Below are 18,777 nucleotides of genomic sequence, written 5' to 3' on the forward strand. Positions count from 1 at the left end.
TTCACGTAAAATTTAATGTAACGATGGGAGGAAACATCACATGATTAATCCAGCAGGATTTCTCCGCAAACACTGGAAAGGGTACGCATTTCTTATCCCTATATTTCTAGTCCTTGGTACGTTCAAGTATATTCCCTTTTTCGATGCAGTAAAGATGTCGTTCTACAATTGGAATGGGGCTAACGTGAAAGAGTTTATCGGCTTCGACAACTTTGTCCGTCTATTCCATGACGATACGTTCTACGCAGCAATGAAAAATATCGGTGTTTTTACGATAAGCGGAATCGTCATTCAACTAACTGTACCTTTGATTGCTGCAGTTCTCGTATTTCACGTAACGAGCAAAAAGCTACAAAATGCTCTAAAGGTTTGGTTTGTTATCCCGCTTGTCATTCCAAGCATCGTTATTTTTCTAACTTGGCAATGGATATATGCAGGGGAGTACGGAGTGCTCAACCAGTTTCTTGAGCTAGTAGGGTTAGAATCTTGGACACATGCGTGGCTTGGTGAAAGTAAAACAGCAATCTGGGCGATTATTTTTGTGAATTTCCCGTGGATCGGCGGTATCAACTTTCTGCTTTACTTGGCAGGCCTCATGTCGATTTCAAGTGAACTGTTTGAAGTGTCGAAGCTGGATGGCATGAATGCTTGGCAAAGATTTATTCGGTTGGAGCTTCCGCTTGTTCGCAGTCAAGTCAAGCTGATTATGGTCTTGACCATCATCGGACAAATTCAAAGCTTTGAGAATGTTCTCGTCTTAACGAATGGTGGGCCTGGAGATACGACCATCACACCGGCACTATATCTCTATACAACAGGATTCTCCTATAACGAAATGGGATATTCCTCGGCAATTGGACTAGTATTGTTTATCATCCTTCTGCTATTAACATTAATCAATAATAAATTTATCAAAAACACTGAGAAAATTGACTAGGGAGGGAACAACATGAGGTTGAAAAAAAATCTAATGGGGGTTCCGCACTACGGCTCCCTATTCCTATTGCTGATACTGACACTCTTCCCTTTCTATATGCTCATTGTAAGCTCACTGAAGTATACAGAACAATCGATTCATAACTTCTGGGGAATCTCCTTTCCGTTACGTATAGACAACTATACGACTGCATTTAATCAAATCTGGCCCTTCATCGGGAATACCCTGTTGATCTCGTCTTGTATCGTTATTGGTGTCGTATTGATTTCATCACTTGCGGCATATTCATTTGTTCGATTCAATTATCCCGGTAAACAGATATTGTTCTTGCTCATCCTTTCTTTAATGATGATACCTGGATACCTCATTCTTATTCCTCAGTTTTTGTTGGTACAGAAGCTGGATATGCTAAATACTTACCAAGGACAAATTTTTCCGCCGATGGCGTTTGGCGCTGCTATGGCTACCTTCCTCATGAAAACCTTCTTCGAGGGAATTCCGAAAAGCTTAATTGAAGCTGCGGATATGGAAGGTGCCGGCGAGAGGCAAATTTTCTTCAAGATCGTCATTCCACTCTCCTTACCGATCGTTTCAACGGTAGCCATTATTAACTTTTTGGCGGGCTGGAACAACTATATATGGCCCTTGGTTGCAACGAATGGGGATTCCGTTAAGCCGGTTATTCTTGCACTAAGTACGATTACAGGTAATATGGATCAAGGTACTGGGGTTAAGCTAGCAGGGTATATCATTTCTTCACTCCCGCTATTGCTGCTATTTATGGTCGCTACCAAACCTTTCATCGCTGGAGTTACTTCTGGTGCTGTAAAGGGTTAGGATAGAATCAAATGAAAAAGAGGTGGTTCGCATGTTTAAGAGAAAAAGCGTCTTACTATCTATGGCCCTTATATTGGCTACAGTAGTGAGCGGGTGCGCTTCTGGAAACAATTCAGGCGCAAACAAAGATCCAGCATCATCAGCAGGAACTGCAGCCAAGTCTGTTAATTTAACGTTTGCTGTAGAGACGCCTAAGGATGAAGAGACGAAGCAAGTTTGGCAGGAAATCATTACTGGCTACACAAGCAAGCATGAGAACGTTTCTATCAAGCTTGATTATGCGCCTAATGACGGTGATTCCTTCAGAACGTGGTTGACTACAGGTCTAATCGGAGGTACATCCCCTGATATTATTCCAAGTCGTTATACGTGGACTCATGAAGACTTCAACAAAGATTTACTTGCGGATTTAACACCTGAATACGACAAGCCAAATCCGTATGCAGGGGACAAAATATGGAAAGATACATTCACGCCATCCATATTAAATGAAATGAAAAATCCAACTTCCGGAAATATTGCAGGGATTACACTACAAACCTTGTCCATTCGCGTGTTTTACAATCAGGATCTATTCGAGAAAAACAATCTTCAAATTCCGAAAACTTGGACTGAATTTATTGATGTGCAATCCAAGCTGAAAGCATCCGGTGTTACGCCATTTGCCTTCGCAAACTCCAAGCCAGGTGATAACCATTTCCTCTGGACGACGAACATGATGACGAACCAAATCGCTGCACAAAAAGTAAGAAGCTATGACTTTAATGCAAATAATCAGCTTGAGCTTAATGAAATTGCAGCAGCGGTTGATGAAGGCGTAATTAATCTTGAGTCGCCGGATTGGACTGGATTCATGCCGTTGATCAAAGAGTGGTCCCAGTACTGGGCTAAAGGCTATAACGCAATGAGCGGTGATGCAGCGAAGGAAATGTTCCTACGTGGTGATGCTGCCATGATGCTTGCTGGTAACTTTGAATTAAAAACAGTTCAAGATTCAAATGCACGTAAATTTGAATTTGGTACGTTTGCTTTACCTTACTTGACTAAACAAGAAAACCCGAATGCAGCTGAGAAAAACTTTGAGCTTGGCGGCTACCCGGATCTTGTATTCGCAATACCGAAGAAAGTAACAGGGGACAAGCTAACTACGGCTGTAGATTTCTTGAAGTATTTATCTTCACCTGAAATTGCAACGCTTATGGGTAACAAAATGTATGTAACGACTACCCTTGCCAATGTCGAATTGCCTGTAAACTTGAATGGCTTCCAATTCGTCGGCGAACGTATTCTAGTTAACTTCTATGCAGCTCATATCGATAAGAAGCTAAATGAAGATTTGGTGAAAATCGGTCAGCTTTACTTGGAAGGTTCAATCTCAGAAGAGAAGTATAAGTCAGAATTGCAAAAGACGCTCAAAGCAGATATGACGACTGTATTAAAAACGAATAACTGGTCAAAAGAGAATGGCTACGGAATTAAATAAGTTCACAGTAATCTGCAATTTTAGATGACAGATACAATTCTATTCGGAGGAGCACCCTATTGGGTTGTTCCTCCTTACCCTATGGGTAAATGAACGATAAGGAGCTTACCAAACAATGTCTAATAACTGGATACGTGAGAACATCAGACAGGTTCACATAGATTTTCATATGCCGGAATTTCCGCGCGAGTCGATTACTAACTTTAACGCACAAGAGTTTGTATCGGAATTTGTTAGAGCGAAAGTCAACGTCATAGGGGTTTTCACCAAATGTCACTTTGGTAACGCGTTTTACGATAATACGGTAGGTCACAAGCATAGTGGATTGAAGGAAGACTTCTTCGGGGAAGTGCTAACAGAAGCGAAGAAGCATGATATCAAGGTGATCGCATATTACTCGCTTGGAACCGATGCGCATGCGGTACTCCATAACCCGGATTGGTACCAAGTGGATGAGAAGGGACAAGTTCGCGGAAGCGAAGGCACAGTATGGGAGTTGCCGTGTATTAATAGTCCTTACCGTGAAGAGCTAGTCATTCCGCAAGTGAAGGAAATTACGGAGAAGTACGAGATGGATGGGTATCTATTTGATATTCCGTATATTCATAATCACTATTGCTTCTGTTCTTATTGTAAGAAGAAGTTCCAAGAGGAGTACGGACAAGCTCTGACTCCAGAGCTGCTTGAGACGAACCGTGAGCTTGTTATCGGGTTTGGAATTGATTCCGCTGCTCGCTGCATGAAGGAAATCTATGACGTTATTAAGAAGATCCGTCCGGAAGTGCTCGTCAATTGTAACGGAGCTTGGCGGATGGGAGAGCCGGCATCTGTAAATGCGACAAGCGATTATGGACTATGGGAATCGCAGCCTTCTGCTACAGGCTCATTCTTAGGACATTCGATTCGTGCTCGCCACATCCGTACGTTAGATGTTCCTGTACAGATTATGACGGTTCGCTTTACTGAAGGTTGGGGATTAATGTCTTGTAAGACGTCCGAACAGCTTAAGTTTGAATTCTCATGCATTATGGCTAACGGTGGAATTATTAATATCGGGGATCAGGTCATGCCAGATGGGTCATTGCAAAGCGGTGTCTACGATATTATTGGCGAAGCATTTTCCTTCGTAGAAGAGCGGGAAGCCTTTTGTATTGGAGCCAAGAGTGTTCGTCATACCGCGCTAATCGCGGATAATTCAAGCAACTGGTACCATGACAAGGATGACTCGGCAACATTCGGCGCTGCCAAAATGCTGATCGAAGGGCATCATCAATTTGATATTTATTATAACGATGAGTTTCCAGACCTTACAGGCTATAAGGTGGTCGTCCTTCCGGAGAACGTGAAGTTATCGGCACAATCGATAGATCGCTTGGACATATTTGTTCGTGAAGGTGGGTTGCTACTTGCTGAGGGGGCTGCCACTTATTCCAGAGAAGCGAAGGATTTCAAGCTTGCTGAAATTTTAGGTTTGAACTACTTGGAGCGTACACCCTACCCGTTCGCATACTTCACGGAGAATGAAGAGCTATGGAACGGTATTGCTAAAATTCCACAGCTTGTTGAAGGAGAATTCATCAAGACGATTCCGACAACTGCGGAGGCGTTAAGCTACATTCATTGGCCGTTAACCGTGCCAGCTGTCAATCGTGCCTTCAGGCATCCGATGCCACCAGCAGGTATTGTGAGTGATTTCCATGGAATCAGTGTTAATCGCCACGGTAAAGGGATTGCTCTATATGTTGCTGCACCTGTATTCCGTACTTATTGGAATAACAACCATTTCTGGGTTAGACGTATGATTACGAATCTTTTAAATAAGTTTGATACGGATAAATATTTCGAAGTTGAAGCGCCTGTTCATGTCGAGGCGAATCTGATGGAGAAGGATGGTAAGAAATATTTGCATCTGATTAATTTCCAGAACATTCATGCGGGTGAGAAGAGCAGCTCGTTCTATGATCCGATTGAGAATATTACACCGGTGCACAACATCGAGGTGCATATTAACGACAAACAAATCCAATCGGTCATTACACGTCCGGATAACGAGCAATTAGTCATCGAATCGACGGATAAAGGTATCCGATTTACAGTGCCCAAGGTGCATATTCACACGATTATTGAACTAAGTAAAGAGTAAAAAATGATGTGACTGAGGTGATTGTTCATGAATAGTATCGTAATCGTATGCGACACGTTAAGGAGGGATCACTGCGGTCCCTATCATCATGGTCGTCCACTGAATCAGGTGTCAAGTTCAGAGCAGCAGGATTGGGTTATACCCACTCCGAACATGGATCGTCTAGCGGAGAAGGGAATCGTATTTGATCAGGCTTATTGCGGTTCAACACCTTGCATGCCGGCACGAAGAGATATATATACAGGACGTTACGAGTTCTTAGAACGCGGATGGGGACCCCTTGAGGAAGACGATCTGGATTTGCCGAGGCAGATTTCAGGACCCCCCAACCAATCCATGTCCGAACAATTGAATAATGGGAATCCTGTCAGTTACTTTATCACGGATCATTTTCATATGTGGGAGCAAGGAGCGGGCAACTATCATATGGGGTACACGGGATTCGAGTTTATCCGTGGACACGAAGCGGATGCTTGGAGAACGGATCCCATTGAATTCCCTTGCCCTGACTCGGAGCGGACCACGAAATTGGAAAGGCATTTCCGCAACGTTCACCTCACTCGCAAATCCGAGGAGGATTACTTCTGCGCTCAGATGTTCACTAAAGCCTCGGATTGGCTGGAAGCGAATCATACGCATAAGGACTTCTACTTACACTTAGATTGCTTCGATCCACATGAACCGTGGGATCCGCCGGAGGAATACGTCAAGATGTTCGATCCGCGGGGGTATGACGTCGATCGATTTATCCCACAGGCTCCTTACGATGAATGGCATAAGCATATGACCGAGGAGCAGAAAAATCATGTGCAAGCCTGTTATGCAGCTAACGTGGTGCTAGTGGACAGATGGCTCGGTAAGCTGCTCGACAAGATGGACGAGCTTGATTTATGGAGCAACACGATGCTTGTGTTTACGACCGATCATGGCACATATAATGGCGATCTTGGGCGTACAGGCAAGCTTCAGACTCATCAATATGATGCCGTTTCCCACATTCCCTTTATCGTGGCTTACCCGCATGGGGGACAAGGGACAAGAAGAGATCAATTGGCTCAGCTCGTTGATATTTATCCTACTGTGTTACGAGCAACGGGTAAGCCGTGCCCTCCTGATCGGCATGGGCTTGATTTGACTCCCGTACTCGAAGATGAGCACGCTCCCTTGCGAGACTATGCGATCAGCGGAATGTTTGGGAAAAGTGTCACCGTTACGGACGGTCGTTGGGCGCTTCATCAATCTCCTAATGCCGATAATCAACCGCTGTATTGGCATGGAGCATGCTTAGCGAAATTTATTCACTATGATCTGGGACCTTATCAGGATGGAAAGAGAGCGGTGAAGGATTGTGCTTCATGGCCGACACCAACCTGGTTAAGTGATAAGAGCATCGACCCAAGTGAGCATATCAATTTGGTAGAACAAGAGCCTGTTCAGGTTGCGAAGCTACAACAAGCCTTGAAGGAAACGCTAGTTAAGCTTAAGGCACCGTCAGAGCAATTTGAAAGATTGGGACTTCTCGATTAAGAAGGCAGAGACGAACACGACGAGCGACCGCTTCAGCGGTTGCTTCGTTGTTCTTTGCGTCAGCAAGAGGAAGGTGATCATCAAGTGATTCCGCAGCTTAGAGCAAAATTATCCATACTTTCGCAAATCTTCTGGGTGTTTTTTAGGATTGGGCCGTCGAGCTTCGGCGGAGGTTATGCCATGATTCCCGTCATCGAGAGGGAAGTCGTTCAGAAACGGAAATGGTTGAAGCAAGAGGAGATTAGTGATCTGGTTTCCGTAGCAGGGACTGCTCCCGGTGGGGTCGGCGTCAATTCTGCGGTGTTCATCGGATACCGCAAGGCGGGAGTCGCAGGTGCTTGTATGGCGGTGCTTGGGATAACGCTACCGACTTTCGCTATCGTTTATCTATTGAGTGTATTTTATCTCTATTTTGAGAACAATCACAAAATCGCTGCAGCGTTAAAGGGGATTCATGGTGCGATCATTGCATTGATTTTATTAGCTGCTTATAAGATGGCCAAAACATCACTCTTGGATATCTCGACAACGGTAATGGCTATTGCTGCATTAGGCGTATTACTCTTCACGTCGATCCATCCGATCTTCATTATCGCCGGTGGAATTCTATTCGGTATCCTAATTGTGAAAGTGAAGGAGCTTATGCGGATGAAGGTTCGAACAGTGAAAGAGACGACGCAATCTACTGAGCAGCAGCTATTGTTTCCGGAATACTATATCTAGGACGGGGGGAGAGAGATGCTGAGCAATTTGTTTTTCGTATTTTTGAAGATCGGGTTTATTTCGTTCGGTGGCGGCTATGCTGTCATTCCGATGATCGAACGTGAAATGAACCATCGCGGATGGATCGACGCCCAAGAGTTTCAGCAGATCGTTTCGCTAGCGGGTATGTCCCCGGGTCCTATCGCCACTAATAGCGCAACATTAATCGGATTTGATCTAGCAGGATTTCCTGGTGCGATAGTCGCGACCATAGGTATGGTCTTACCATCTTTGATCCTGGTTATTCTTATTGTCGCCTTCTGTATGCGATATCACCGCAGCAAGCAGGTGAAAGCTTCCTTCTACGGTCTTAGACCGATCGTTACCGGGCTGATCCTATATGCAGCCCTACACTTTGGCTTTTTATCACATTCTGAAACGGTCCTCACTTGGACAACGCTTATGACGATGCTCATTTGTATTGGTTGTCTTTACGCCATTCTTAAATATAAATTACACCCTATTGTTGTAATTATCGCTTCCGGTTTCGCTGGCATTATCTTATTCTAAGATGAGGAGGTGCGATATGCGAACGAAGATAGAAACGCCTTCTTGCTGCTCGGCCAGAAGGGATACCCTCAATTCAGAACGAACTTTACAGTCTAAGGACGAAGAAGCTGTCGCTTCGGATCATATAGAATCTACCGCTTACAGCAATGAAGGTATGGTTTACATGGCGGGAGGTACGTTCCTGATGGGAACCTCTGACCGGGAGGGATTTCCCGAGGATGGAGAAGGGCCGATTAGACAGGTGTCTATTCCTTCCTTCTATATGGATGAATCAGCGGTGACCAACGAGCAGTTTGCTAAGTTCATAATGGCTACAGGGTATCGGACTGAGGCCGAACGATTCGGCTGGTCTTATGTTTTTCATACTCTTGTGACTGAACAGTCTCGGGAAAAGGAATACCGCATCGTCCCGCATACGCCATGGTGGTGGGCAGTGGACGGCGCAGATTGGTCACATCCCGAAGGGGTTCAGTCTGATGTGGAGGAACGCGGAGACCATCCCGTCGTTCATGTCACCTGGAACGATGCGATTGCTTATTGCCGTTGGGCGGGCAAACGTCTGCCGACAGAGGCAGAGTGGGAATATGCTGCCCGAGGTGGACTCATTCAGAAAAGATATCCTTGGGGGGACGAGCTCAAGCCGAACGGTGAACACCGATGTAATATTTGGCAAGGGAAGTTCCCGACCGTCAATCATGCAAGTGACGGTTACGAAGGAACAGCTCCAGTCCGAACCTACCAGCCTAATGGATATGGCTTGTACAACATGGCGGGCAACGTTTGGGAATGGTGCGCGGACTGGTTTGATCCGAAGTATCATTTGTCGGGTGACATCGATAATCCGCGGGGACGACGAGTCAGCGATATGAAGTCGATGCGTGGAGGCTCTTATCTGTGCCACAAATCCTACTGCAATCGGTACCGGGTCGCGGCTAGGAACAAGAACACCCCAGATAGTTCCTCTGGAAACACTGGCTTTCGCTGCGTAAGGTCAGAATAAAGGTTTCTAGTACACACCTAAATACAAATGAAAAATCCCGCTTAATGCAGGTAAAGTGCATTGAAGCGGGATTTTGCTTATGTTCTTCCTGAGCTCTAATTGATCTCAAAATGGAGGTGCTCATTGTTTAGAGCTGCTTCAATAAATACGTTGACTAGATCCTCGCCAAATTGGCCTAAGCACGAATGAAGCTTGTCTAAATGAATCATTGTCACCTTCATAGGCTCGCTTAATGTACTGAGTACGTCCCATAGCGCGTCTAGATTGCCTCCATAGTAAGTGGGGAAATTGAGCTTACGTGCGATATATTCATGCGCAGCTTCTATTGAAGTCATATGACTTCCGGATATTACAATTTCCTTCATCATAGTTCCTCCTAATAAAGCTGTGTGAAAGATTCATAATGGTCATTTGTGTAATAAATGAGACCGTCATTAGAGTATACAACCCGCTCAGATCCCCGAAATCCGCCTTTATAATTTACATCGCATTCATACCACTTTCGTCCTTTGGCACGAGGGAGCTTACCCTCGCGATTTCCGAAGACGTCTCCTCCAATGCTTAACTGATCACTGACCTCCCAGAGGTTGCCTTCGTCGCTTTTCCATCCTAAAGCTATAGCGTCTTTCTTCGTGATATAGTTATCCGGCAAATCATTATAGGCGTGGATGTAATTAGCTACATCTTTGGGTGCTGAATAGAGACCTTCTACATGAATTGCTGCTGAACGCGTTTCTTCTGGTGCTCTGGAATTGATGAAGTCATTCGTGCTGCATCCGCAGAGTATCGTTAGAATTAAGAGAAGAATCAGGGTTAAGCTTAACTTTTTGTGCTTCATAATAAACCATCCTTGAGTTCGATTCTATAAGAGTTCACATCCCAATGTTCATACGGTATGTGCTGTTAATGATAATAATTGTAACCATTATGAAAAGCAAACCAGCGAAATAGAGGATAAGGATGTATTTCTCAATATTTCGTACCTTTTCTGAGTAGTAAAGGATATCTTTTTTTCTGTTCATCGTTATAATAAGGTACTCTAGTTGATTTTATCCACACATTGAAAGCGCATACAATACATCATTTGACAAACATAAGGGGCAATCGCCATGCACCAGTGGACTAAGCGTTTTAAGAGAGAATTGAACCTACGAATGAAATTGCTGCTTCTCTTCGTAGTCTTGATTTTGGTTCCACTAAGCTTGCAGGGGATTGTGACTTATCGACATTTTTCGACTACAGTCGATGAGAAGACAGAACAATTCACCGTCGATATCGTTCGGCAAATCAATTCCAATCTGGATCGACTTCTTAAAGATTTCGAAAGACTTTCATTGATGCCGCTTTATGATCAGATGGTTCTCTCCATATTAGGTAAGTACGATGGGGATATGGGCTCGGCCACTTGGGTGTCGTCGGATGATTATATGAAAATGAAACTGTATACTTCAGCAAATGCTTATGATAGAGCGGAGATTCGTGGCATTCATCTTATTAGTACTAGCGGAATCCTCTTCTCGAACGTTGACTCGATGGCTGTGGCTTCGGTTTGGGATAGTCGACAGGATGAGTGGTTTGAAGAAGTCAATCGTTCAGATGGAGCTTGGATGTTAATTCCTCCTCATGAGCCATCCTACTATAGCGGAAATGCAACGGAGCCCTATATATCGGTGGCCAGGGTGATCCTTGAACCCAATACACTTAAGCGACTTGGGTACATCCTGATTGATATTAAATTAGATGCCTTTCGGAACATATTATCGAACTTAAATTTTGAACAAAATGCTAATTTGATTATTATAGATAGCCAAAAGAGATTACTGTTTGAACGGAAATCCGTGAGTGATCTATCTACTTATAATGAATTACTAGAAAAGAATAAACTCGAGGCGTATAGAAGCAATCAAAAAATAGCTTTGGGCGATCAGAATTATTTGTATGTACAGCATAGTTCTAAATATACAGGCCTATCCGTTATTAGCTTGACCCCTATTAATGTGATTCAGAAGGAATCTAGAGAGCTAGGGACATTCACATTATGGTTCGCTGTACTCTGTGTGGTCATTTTAACTTTTATCGCCGTCTTTCTTTCTTATCGAATTACTCGTCCTCTTATTGATTTGAAAAAGAATATGATACGGGTAGAGCAAGGTGATTTCAACAAAAGGGTGTCTTCCTATAGTAATGATGAATTCGGCCAATTGGGGCGAGGGTTCAACAAGATGATGGATGAAATCAATCGACTCTTTAATGAAGTGTTTATTTTAGGTATCCGAGAGAAGGAAGCAGAGCTTTCGGCACTGCAAAGTCAAATCAATCCTCATTTTATATACAATACCTTGGAATCCATCAGTATGATGGCTGTTCAGAAAAATAATAGTGAAGTATCAGACATGGTGTCCGCCTTAGGCAAACTCCTCAGATACACGATTGACAAGGTAGATAGACTTACACCTTTGAAAGATGAAATTCGCTTTGTTCAATCTTATATTCGTATCCAGCAGCTTCGGTATGGTGAAAGATTGCAGGTAGAATACGATATTGATGATGAAGTGATCGACTTCCTGATTCCAAAGCTGATTTTGCAGCCGTTAGTAGAAAATGCAATATATCACGGAATCGATGGGAAGGAGCTTGGCGGAACAATATGGATTTCTGCCTTGCGATTTGATAATGAATTGCTAATTACAGTAAGAGATGATGGACAGGGACTTGCGGAGGAAGAGATTGAAGCTCTGAATCAAGAAATCCGTACGCAGCCTTCTTATCAGAGTTGGGAGAGAGACGATCAGCAAAGTCTTGGTTTATCCAACATAGCCCAACGAATAATGCTCATTTACGGCGAAAATGGAGAATTGACGATAGATGGAAGCCTTGGACAAGGATTAGCTGTCACGATTACGATAAGACTCCTAGAGACAGGTGGTGCCAAGCATGTATAAAGTATTACTCGTGGAAGATGAAACGGTTATTCGCCATGGTCTGCGTGAGCTCATCAGTCAGTCCACTAGTCATTTTGAAGTGGCGGGCGAAGCAGCTAACGGAAGGGAAGCATTAGAGTACTTACAAAGTGAACTCCCTGATCTGATGATAACGGACATCAGAATGAGAGAGATGGATGGATTGACCATGGTTTCGAAGGTCAAAGAAATGTATCCTAATTTACCTGTCGTCATTATTAGTGGGTATGGTGAATTTGAATATGCCAAAAAGGCTATTGGATACGGGGTTATCGATTATCTAATGAAGCCGATTGAACGTCTAGAGCTCGTCTCGACCTTAGAGAAAATTAAGCTGTTGTTGGATCAAAAACACGGGATTTCCTCTGTTTCGACGTCTAATTCTAAGCTTAGCGAACAGAACGTACATGGGGATGCAAGGAAAATTATTCGAGATGTTAAACAATTCGTCAAGCAACATATTGATAAGGACTTGAGACTACAGACAGTTGCAGCAGGCGTTCACTTGAATGCTACGTATTTAAGTCAATTGTTTAAGTCGGAAACAGGGATGAATTATTCGGAATATGTATCAGAAGCGAGAATGGAACGGGCGAAATCACTATTGGCGACCACGAGATTGAAAATCTATGACGTAGCTCGTTTATCGGGGCATCAAAGCCCTAAGCATTTCATGCTAGTGTTCAAACAACAGGTCGGCTTAACGGCGGGGGATTATAGGGATCAATATGGTCAACCGGGTTCGAATGAAGAGGGTAAGGTTGATGTATAAAGAAAACGTACCAATTCTTAAAATAGCGTGATATAAGCTGACATTTTTCCCCGTTATACTAACTAAGAAGCACAAATCTATTACTTACAGGGGGATTCACATGAAGAAGACAGGGCTATTGCTTATGTTAGTGTTCTTGGTTGCGTTTACATTTGCGTGCAACAACTCGAACTCCAACTCGGAACCATCAGGAAGCAACGCGAGCAAAGAACCAGCGAAACAGGATTCTGTTGAGTTGAAGTTTATGATGTGGGGAAATCAAGCCCATATGGATGTGTACAACAAATTGATCGACGGATTTAAGCAAGAAAATCCAGGCATTGAAGTTACTATGGAATCCGTACCCTTCGCAGACTATCAACAGAAAATTTCTGTACTAGCTGCAGGTAAATCATTACCAGACATTGCTTGGATATCCGAACGTATGGTACCTCAATTTAAGGCTAATGGGATTCTCGGAGACGTATCTGAATTCAAAGACGATGCGGAATTCAATCTAGGCGATTATATCCCAAGTACTCTTGATCTATTCCGTGATGGGGAGCAGCTCTTAGGCTTACCGTTCTCCACACCTCCTGCTGTTATGTTCTATAACAAGACAATGTTCGATCTAGCAGGTTTGACTGATCCGAATACTTTAGCCAAAGAAGGTAAATGGACTTGGGCTGAATTTGAGAAATCAGCAAAAGCATTAACAAGCACAGATGCTAAGAAACGTGTCTATGGCGCGAACTTCTTCCGTGATTGGAAAACATGGGTAATGCTTTCCTCCTATTCATGGTCTAACGGAAGTGGACCGTTCAACAAGGACCTCACAGAATTTACATGGAACGATCAATATGGAGTGGAAACATTCCAACTGCTTGAGCGCATGATGTTTACAGACGAATCGCATCCAAAAGCTGGCGAGCAAGTTAGCTTCGACGCAGGTAACGTAGGTATGTTCTTCGATGTATACAGCTATGTATCCAAAGCAAGAGAAATCAAGGACTTTGAATGGAGCATTGCACCAACTCCTTCAGGATCACAAGGAAGCGTACCTATGCTTGGTCAAGCAGGATACTCCATTTTCAAAGACAGCAAGCATCCAGAAGAAGCGAAGAAATTATTGAAGTACTTTGCTAGTCAAGCAGGTATTCAAGCCACTTCGACATTCTTTGTACCGCCACGCACAACGGTATTGAATTCCGATGAGTTTATCAATCAGCCTAACAATCCTAGTAAAGAGCATATTATTCAGGCTGTTATCGATGAAATGCCTAAGGCTCGTATTATTCCAGGTCACGTGAATTGGCAAAATATTGACAATTCCATTTTGCAAGGCTTCGATAGACTGTTTGGTAAAGTTGCACCAGCGGATAAGAATCTCAAAACGATCTCTGATGAAGTTAATGCTTTAATGAAGCAGTAATCCATCACAATCCAATAGATGAAGAGGACAACGGTTCGAATTCGAACCGTTTCCTTATTACAGGGGGTATGAGACATGGCTAGATTGCAACGATGTTTGGCGGAGAAAAATCTTTCGCTAATCATAAGTCTTCCTGCTAATGATATCGGGTTGGCAAAAGCGGCATTGGAAGAGGGTGCCGATGGTCTGAAGGTACATTATAACGTCGGTCATCGAGCTAGCGGGAATCATTTTGGTCAGTTGGATGAGTATGTAGCTACCTTTAATAGCATTCGTGAGCAATTCGATGGACCTCTGGGCGTGGTTCCTACTGGGAGTATTGAAGAAGCCAGACGAGAAGATATCGAAAGGTTGGCTCCTATGGGCTTCGATTTTTATTCGATCTACGCTCATCATCTTCCATCCTTTATGTTGCATGGAACAGGCCTAGAGAAAACCTTCGCTATTAATGATCAGTACGATCTTTCCTTGCTGCCATCGGCGCGACACTATGGCTTTACTGCCTTAGAAGCCTCAGTTGTTCCTGGTTCCGAATACGGAACGCCATTAAGCTTCGCAGATGTTCTGAAGTATCGTTATTTGGTCGAACAAGCTCAGATGCCTGTCCTTATTCCTTCCCAACGCAAGCTAGTGCCGGATGATATCCGAGTTCTGAGTGACACTGGAATAAAAGCGATTCTGTTGGGTGCAATTGTTGTGGGTAAAGAAGAGGAGCAATTACGCAGAGCGGTGGCTGAGTTCCGTAATGCAATCGATAGATTGAGCTAGAAGGTGGTGGACCTATTGAAGGACACAAAAAAACAACGAAAAAGAGGACCGCTAACCCGGGAAGCACAAATTACGGGATGGTTGTTTATTTCCCCTATGGTATTGGGCTTTACGTTGCTGCTACTGTTCCCTATGGGGTTAGCGTTGTATATGAGTTTCTCGGATTGGCCGTTATTAGGCAATCATCATTTTATAGGGTTAGAAAACTACCAGAATATCATGTCGGACTCCCTTTTCTGGAAAGTGCTTAAGAATACCTTGTACTTCACGGTAGGACTTGTTCCCTTAAATATTATTTTAGCTTTGCTACTAGCACTTTTGTTATCCAAAAGCATGCGGGGAATCGGCTTATTCCGTACCGCTATTTTCGTTCCGGTTATGACCTCTCTAATCGTATGGTCTATCGTGTGGAAATACATGTTCGCGACAGATGCGGGGCTGATTAATCAACTCCTATTGCTATTCGATATTACAGGTCCTGCGTGGTTGTATGATACCGACTTGGCAATGCCGGCGGTTATCGTAACTAGCGTGCTGAAAAATGTAGGCTTGAATATGGTTCTTTTTATTGCTGCACTACAACAGGTGCCAAGGTCGCTTTATGAGGCTGCGACACTAGATGGTGCGGGCAAAACAAAAACCTTCTTTAACGTAACTTTACCTATGATTACTCCTACGGTTTTCTTAACCGTTGTTATGACCGTTATTGGTTCATTGAAAGTATTCGGCCAAATCTTCGTGATGACGCAAGGCGGACCTAGTAATAGTACCAAAGTTCTGGTCTATTATATTTGGGAAAAGGCGTTCAAATTGTTCCAATTGGGCTACGCATCATCTCTAGCCTTCGTGTTATTCATCATTGTACTTGTATTAACTTTAGTGCAGTGGCAGCTAAGAAAAAGGTGGGTGTTCAATGAAAGCGACTCGTAATGTTCCTATTCGCAAACGATTAGGCATCGTCGGCACCTATACGACTCTTAGCGTAATCTCACTCATTATGATTATCCCGTTTCTTTGGATGATCTCTACTTCATTCAAAGAACCGCAGAAGATTTTCACGTTTCCACCGCAATTGATTCCGACTAGCTTTAGATTTCAAAACTATGCCGAAGTGTTTGATTTAATCCCGTTTGAATGGTTTTACTTCAATAGCGTATACATCGCATTTCTAGTTGTTGTTGGGACTGTATTTTTTGCATCGCTTGCTGGTTATGCTTTTGCAAGAATACCCTTCGCCGGTAGAAATATCGTGTTCTTAATCTTACTAAGTGCAATGATGATCCCCCATGAGGTTACAGCGATTCCCATGTTCTTATTCATGCGTGAGCTCGGTTGGATCGATACCCATTTGCCACTTATCCTATTGCCTATTTTTGGAGCTAGTGGTGTTTTCGGAATATTCGTCATGAGGCAGTTTTTCATTACGATTCCGAAGGAATTGGAAGAAGCTGCGATGATTGACGGCTGCAATCGATTCCGTATTTATGCTCAAATCATGATTCCAATTGCCAAGCCAGGCTTGGCTACACTCACGATTTTTACTTTCGTGACGAACTGGAATGAATTTTTTGACCCTCTTATCTTCATTAATACCCGAAGCTTGATGACATTGCCTTTAGGTCTTTCACTATTTACGGATGAAGTAGGTACGGCTTGGCATCACTTGATGAGTGCCACAGTAATGGCGACAGTACCGTTATTAATCATATTTTTCTTCGCACAGAAGCAATTTATCGAGGGCGTTGCGATGACAGGGTTGAAAGAATAGATATTTAAGGAGTGTTAAATAGATGAGAACGTTAGAAGCGGATGTTATTGTTGTCGGTGGAGGTCCTGCTGGGATTACGGCAGCTATTGCTGCTGGTAGGCAAGGGGTTAGCACGATTCTCGTAGAACGATATGGTTTTGTTGGCGGGATGTCGACTGCAGCGATGGTCTATCCTTGGATGACGTTTCATGCGGATAGCGGTGAGCAGGTGATCAAGGGGATCGCGCAAGAGATCGTTGATCGATTGATGGAACGCGGGGGTTCCCCTGGTCATCTCAGAGATACGGTTGGTTTTGTACACACCGTTACACCCTATCATCCTGAAATCTATCAAGTTGTAGCTATGGATATGTTGCGTGAGGCTGGAGTGAAGCTATTGCTTCATAGCTTTGTAGATGAAGTTGAATCTTCGAACGGAACAATTCAAGCTGTTCGCATTACAACCAAGTCAGGGAAGATGGAATTGAAGGGTAAAGTATTCGTTGATACGAGTGGGGATGCTGATGTTGCCTACTTATCGGGAACGGATACACTTCAAGGACGCGATGGAGATCTTCAATCGCAGCCAATGACGATGAAGTTCAGAATGCGGGGCGTAGATCTAGTTAAAGTTAAAGATTATATGATCGAGCACCCTGAGGACTTCTATAAGAAGACGCCAGTTAAAGAGCTTCCGGATCTTCCGTTAACGGGTGTATGTGGCTTTTACTCACAGTGGAAAGCAGCCGAAGTTCCTATTAACCGTGACCAAGTCTTATTCTTTACGGGGCCTGCTGACGATGAAGTGCTCATAAACTGTACGAGAGTACAGGGACTAGACGGTACGAATGTCGAGGACTTAACTCGTGCGGAAGAGGAAGGCCGTAATCAGGTTCTGATGATGTCTGATTTTCTGAAAAAGGATGTACCCGGCTTTGAGAAGGCTTCAATATCGGCTGTGGGAACACAGATTGGTATTCGTGAAACAAGACGTATCGTTGGTCATTATTCGCTCACTAAAGAGGATGTTGTCGCAGGGCGTAAGTTCGATGATGTGATTGCGAGAAGCGGGTATCCTATCGATATCCATGACCCATCGGGTAAAGGGGTAACAGCTTCATGGATCGCTGGCGACGGAACCTACGATATTCCTTATCGTTGCTTGGTAGCGAATAACACTCATAATCTATTAGCAGCAGGTAGATGTATTTCCACTACACATGAGGCACTAGCTACGACGAGATTAACGCCTAGCTGTATGGCTACAGGTCAGGCGGCAGGCACAGCAGCGGCAATATCCGTCTTGACGAAAGTCGCTCCTATCGATGTGAACATTCAGCAATTGCAGGATGCTTTAAGGAAAGAGAAGGCTTGTCTGTAAGTCTACGTTTGAATTATAGGGCTTATTGAGATCAATTTTAGAGTGGCTGAATTAGGAGGTCTGCATAGACATTCTGATTCAGCCACTCTTTGTTCTGAAGGGGGAAAATATGAAATGGAAAAAATTGATTGTTGCAAGTGTGATCTATAGAGGTTAAGATAGATTTCTTGCTTCGGAAATGAAGCGAGCAAGCGAAAAAGAAATTGAAAGTAATGCTTGCAAACATGTTGTTAACATGATATGATATAAACCTTGCTTCAGAAAATGATGCAAAACAAGTAATCAAGAATTGTTCTTTGAAAACTGAACATCGAGCGTAAGAAAACGAACAAAACGTCGGAAGATGGCTTCGGCTGTCGGAAGACAAACCAGTTGTAAAGATTGAGCCTTCAAGGCTCTTTAATACGAAGCTTCGGCTTCACTATTATGGAGAGTTTGATCCTGGCTCAGGACGAACGCTGGCGGCGTGCCTAATACATGCAAGTCGAACGAATCTCTGATGGAGCTTGCTCCTGATGAGGTTAGTGGCGGACGGGTGA

At 43.7% G+C, this 18,777-nt stretch carries 17 protein-coding genes and 1 rRNA gene; 16 read left to right on the forward strand and 2 right to left on the reverse strand.

Annotation, left to right across the window (positions count from 1 at the left end; translation table 11 throughout):
- Positions 1-40: 40 nt before the first annotated feature.
- The 8 genes from M1K58_RS21730 to M1K58_RS21765 all read left to right on the forward strand — a co-directional run bounded on the left by M1K58_RS21730 (position 41) and on the right by M1K58_RS21765 (position 9,199).
- Positions 41-937 carry a carbohydrate ABC transporter permease gene (locus M1K58_RS21730; protein WP_256760976.1) on the forward strand — a complete coding sequence of 299 codons (897 nt, stop codon included), beginning with the start codon at positions 41-43 and terminating at the stop codon, positions 935-937.
- Positions 938-949: 12 nt separating this feature from the next.
- Complete coding sequence (locus M1K58_RS21735) at positions 950-1,774, forward strand: carbohydrate ABC transporter permease (protein ID WP_256760977.1); 825 nt, start codon at positions 950-952, stop codon at positions 1,772-1,774.
- Positions 1,775-1,805: 31 nt separating this feature from the next.
- Positions 1,806-3,257, forward strand: a complete 1,452-nt coding sequence (locus tag M1K58_RS21740; protein WP_256760978.1) for an ABC transporter substrate-binding protein — start codon at positions 1,806-1,808, stop codon at positions 3,255-3,257.
- Positions 3,258-3,372: 115 nt separating this feature from the next.
- A complete protein-coding gene (locus M1K58_RS21745; protein ID WP_256760979.1) occupies positions 3,373-5,400 on the forward strand; it encodes a family 10 glycosylhydrolase in 2,028 nt (675 codons plus the stop codon).
- Between the two features lie 27 nt (positions 5,401-5,427).
- The gene (locus M1K58_RS21750; protein WP_256760980.1) at positions 5,428-6,927 is read left to right on the forward strand and encodes a sulfatase family protein; all 1,500 of its coding nucleotides are present in this window, start codon (positions 5,428-5,430) and stop codon (positions 6,925-6,927) included.
- Between the two features lie 135 nt (positions 6,928-7,062).
- Positions 7,063-7,650, forward strand: a complete 588-nt coding sequence (locus tag M1K58_RS21755) for a chromate transporter (RefSeq protein WP_372339194.1) — start codon at positions 7,063-7,065, stop codon at positions 7,648-7,650.
- 15 nt (positions 7,651-7,665) lie between these two features.
- On the forward strand, positions 7,666-8,199 hold the full coding sequence (locus M1K58_RS21760) for a chromate transporter (RefSeq protein WP_256760981.1): 534 nt from the start codon (positions 7,666-7,668) through the stop codon (positions 8,197-8,199).
- 16 nt (positions 8,200-8,215) lie between these two features.
- Positions 8,216-9,199 (forward strand): formylglycine-generating enzyme family protein, encoded by a 984-nt coding sequence (locus tag M1K58_RS21765; RefSeq protein WP_256760982.1) that lies wholly within the window; start codon positions 8,216-8,218, stop codon positions 9,197-9,199.
- 95 nt (positions 9,200-9,294) lie between these two features.
- On the opposite strand, the gene M1K58_RS21770 is transcribed toward M1K58_RS21765, so the two are convergent.
- Positions 9,295-9,567, reverse strand: coding sequence for a barstar family protein (locus M1K58_RS21770; protein WP_256760983.1), 273 nt, complete (start codon positions 9,565-9,567; stop codon positions 9,295-9,297).
- A gap of 8 nt (positions 9,568-9,575) precedes the next feature.
- Positions 9,576-10,037, reverse strand: a complete 462-nt coding sequence (locus tag M1K58_RS21775; RefSeq protein WP_256760984.1) for a ribonuclease domain-containing protein — start codon at positions 10,035-10,037, stop codon at positions 9,576-9,578.
- 271 nt (positions 10,038-10,308) lie between these two features.
- Here M1K58_RS21775 and M1K58_RS21780 point away from each other — a divergent pair, with 271 nt between their 5' ends.
- From M1K58_RS21780 to M1K58_RS21815, 8 genes are all read left to right on the forward strand, one after another.
- A complete protein-coding gene (locus M1K58_RS21780; RefSeq protein WP_256760985.1) occupies positions 10,309-12,141 on the forward strand; it encodes a sensor histidine kinase in 1,833 nt (610 codons plus the stop codon).
- Entirely contained in the window at positions 12,134-12,931 is a 798-nt protein-coding gene (locus M1K58_RS21785; RefSeq protein WP_256760986.1) for a response regulator transcription factor, read from the forward strand. Before M1K58_RS21780 ends, M1K58_RS21785 begins: the two co-directional genes overlap by 8 nt.
- A gap of 100 nt (positions 12,932-13,031) precedes the next feature.
- On the forward strand, positions 13,032-14,342 hold the full coding sequence (locus tag M1K58_RS21790; protein ID WP_256760987.1) for an ABC transporter substrate-binding protein: 1,311 nt from the start codon (positions 13,032-13,034) through the stop codon (positions 14,340-14,342).
- Between the two features lie 75 nt (positions 14,343-14,417).
- Positions 14,418-15,110: a hypothetical protein gene (locus M1K58_RS21795; protein WP_256760988.1), complete on the forward strand. Its 693-nt coding sequence runs from the start codon at positions 14,418-14,420 to the stop codon at positions 15,108-15,110.
- 15 nt (positions 15,111-15,125) lie between these two features.
- Positions 15,126-16,040, forward strand: a complete 915-nt coding sequence (locus M1K58_RS21800) for a carbohydrate ABC transporter permease (RefSeq protein WP_256760989.1) — start codon at positions 15,126-15,128, stop codon at positions 16,038-16,040.
- Complete coding sequence (locus tag M1K58_RS21805) at positions 16,024-16,878, forward strand: carbohydrate ABC transporter permease (protein WP_256760990.1); 855 nt, start codon at positions 16,024-16,026, stop codon at positions 16,876-16,878. Before M1K58_RS21800 ends, M1K58_RS21805 begins: the two co-directional genes overlap by 17 nt.
- Before the next feature lie 22 nt (positions 16,879-16,900).
- Complete coding sequence (locus M1K58_RS21810; protein ID WP_256760991.1) at positions 16,901-18,238, forward strand: FAD-dependent oxidoreductase; 1,338 nt, start codon at positions 16,901-16,903, stop codon at positions 18,236-18,238.
- A 423-nt stretch (positions 18,239-18,661) separates the two neighbouring features.
- A 16S ribosomal RNA gene (locus tag M1K58_RS21815) occupies positions 18,662-18,777 on the forward strand; the annotation flags it as partial.

Source organism: Cohnella sp. WQ 127256, assembly GCF_024519285.1.
Lineage (GTDB): Bacteria > Bacillota > Bacilli > Paenibacillales > Paenibacillaceae > Cohnella.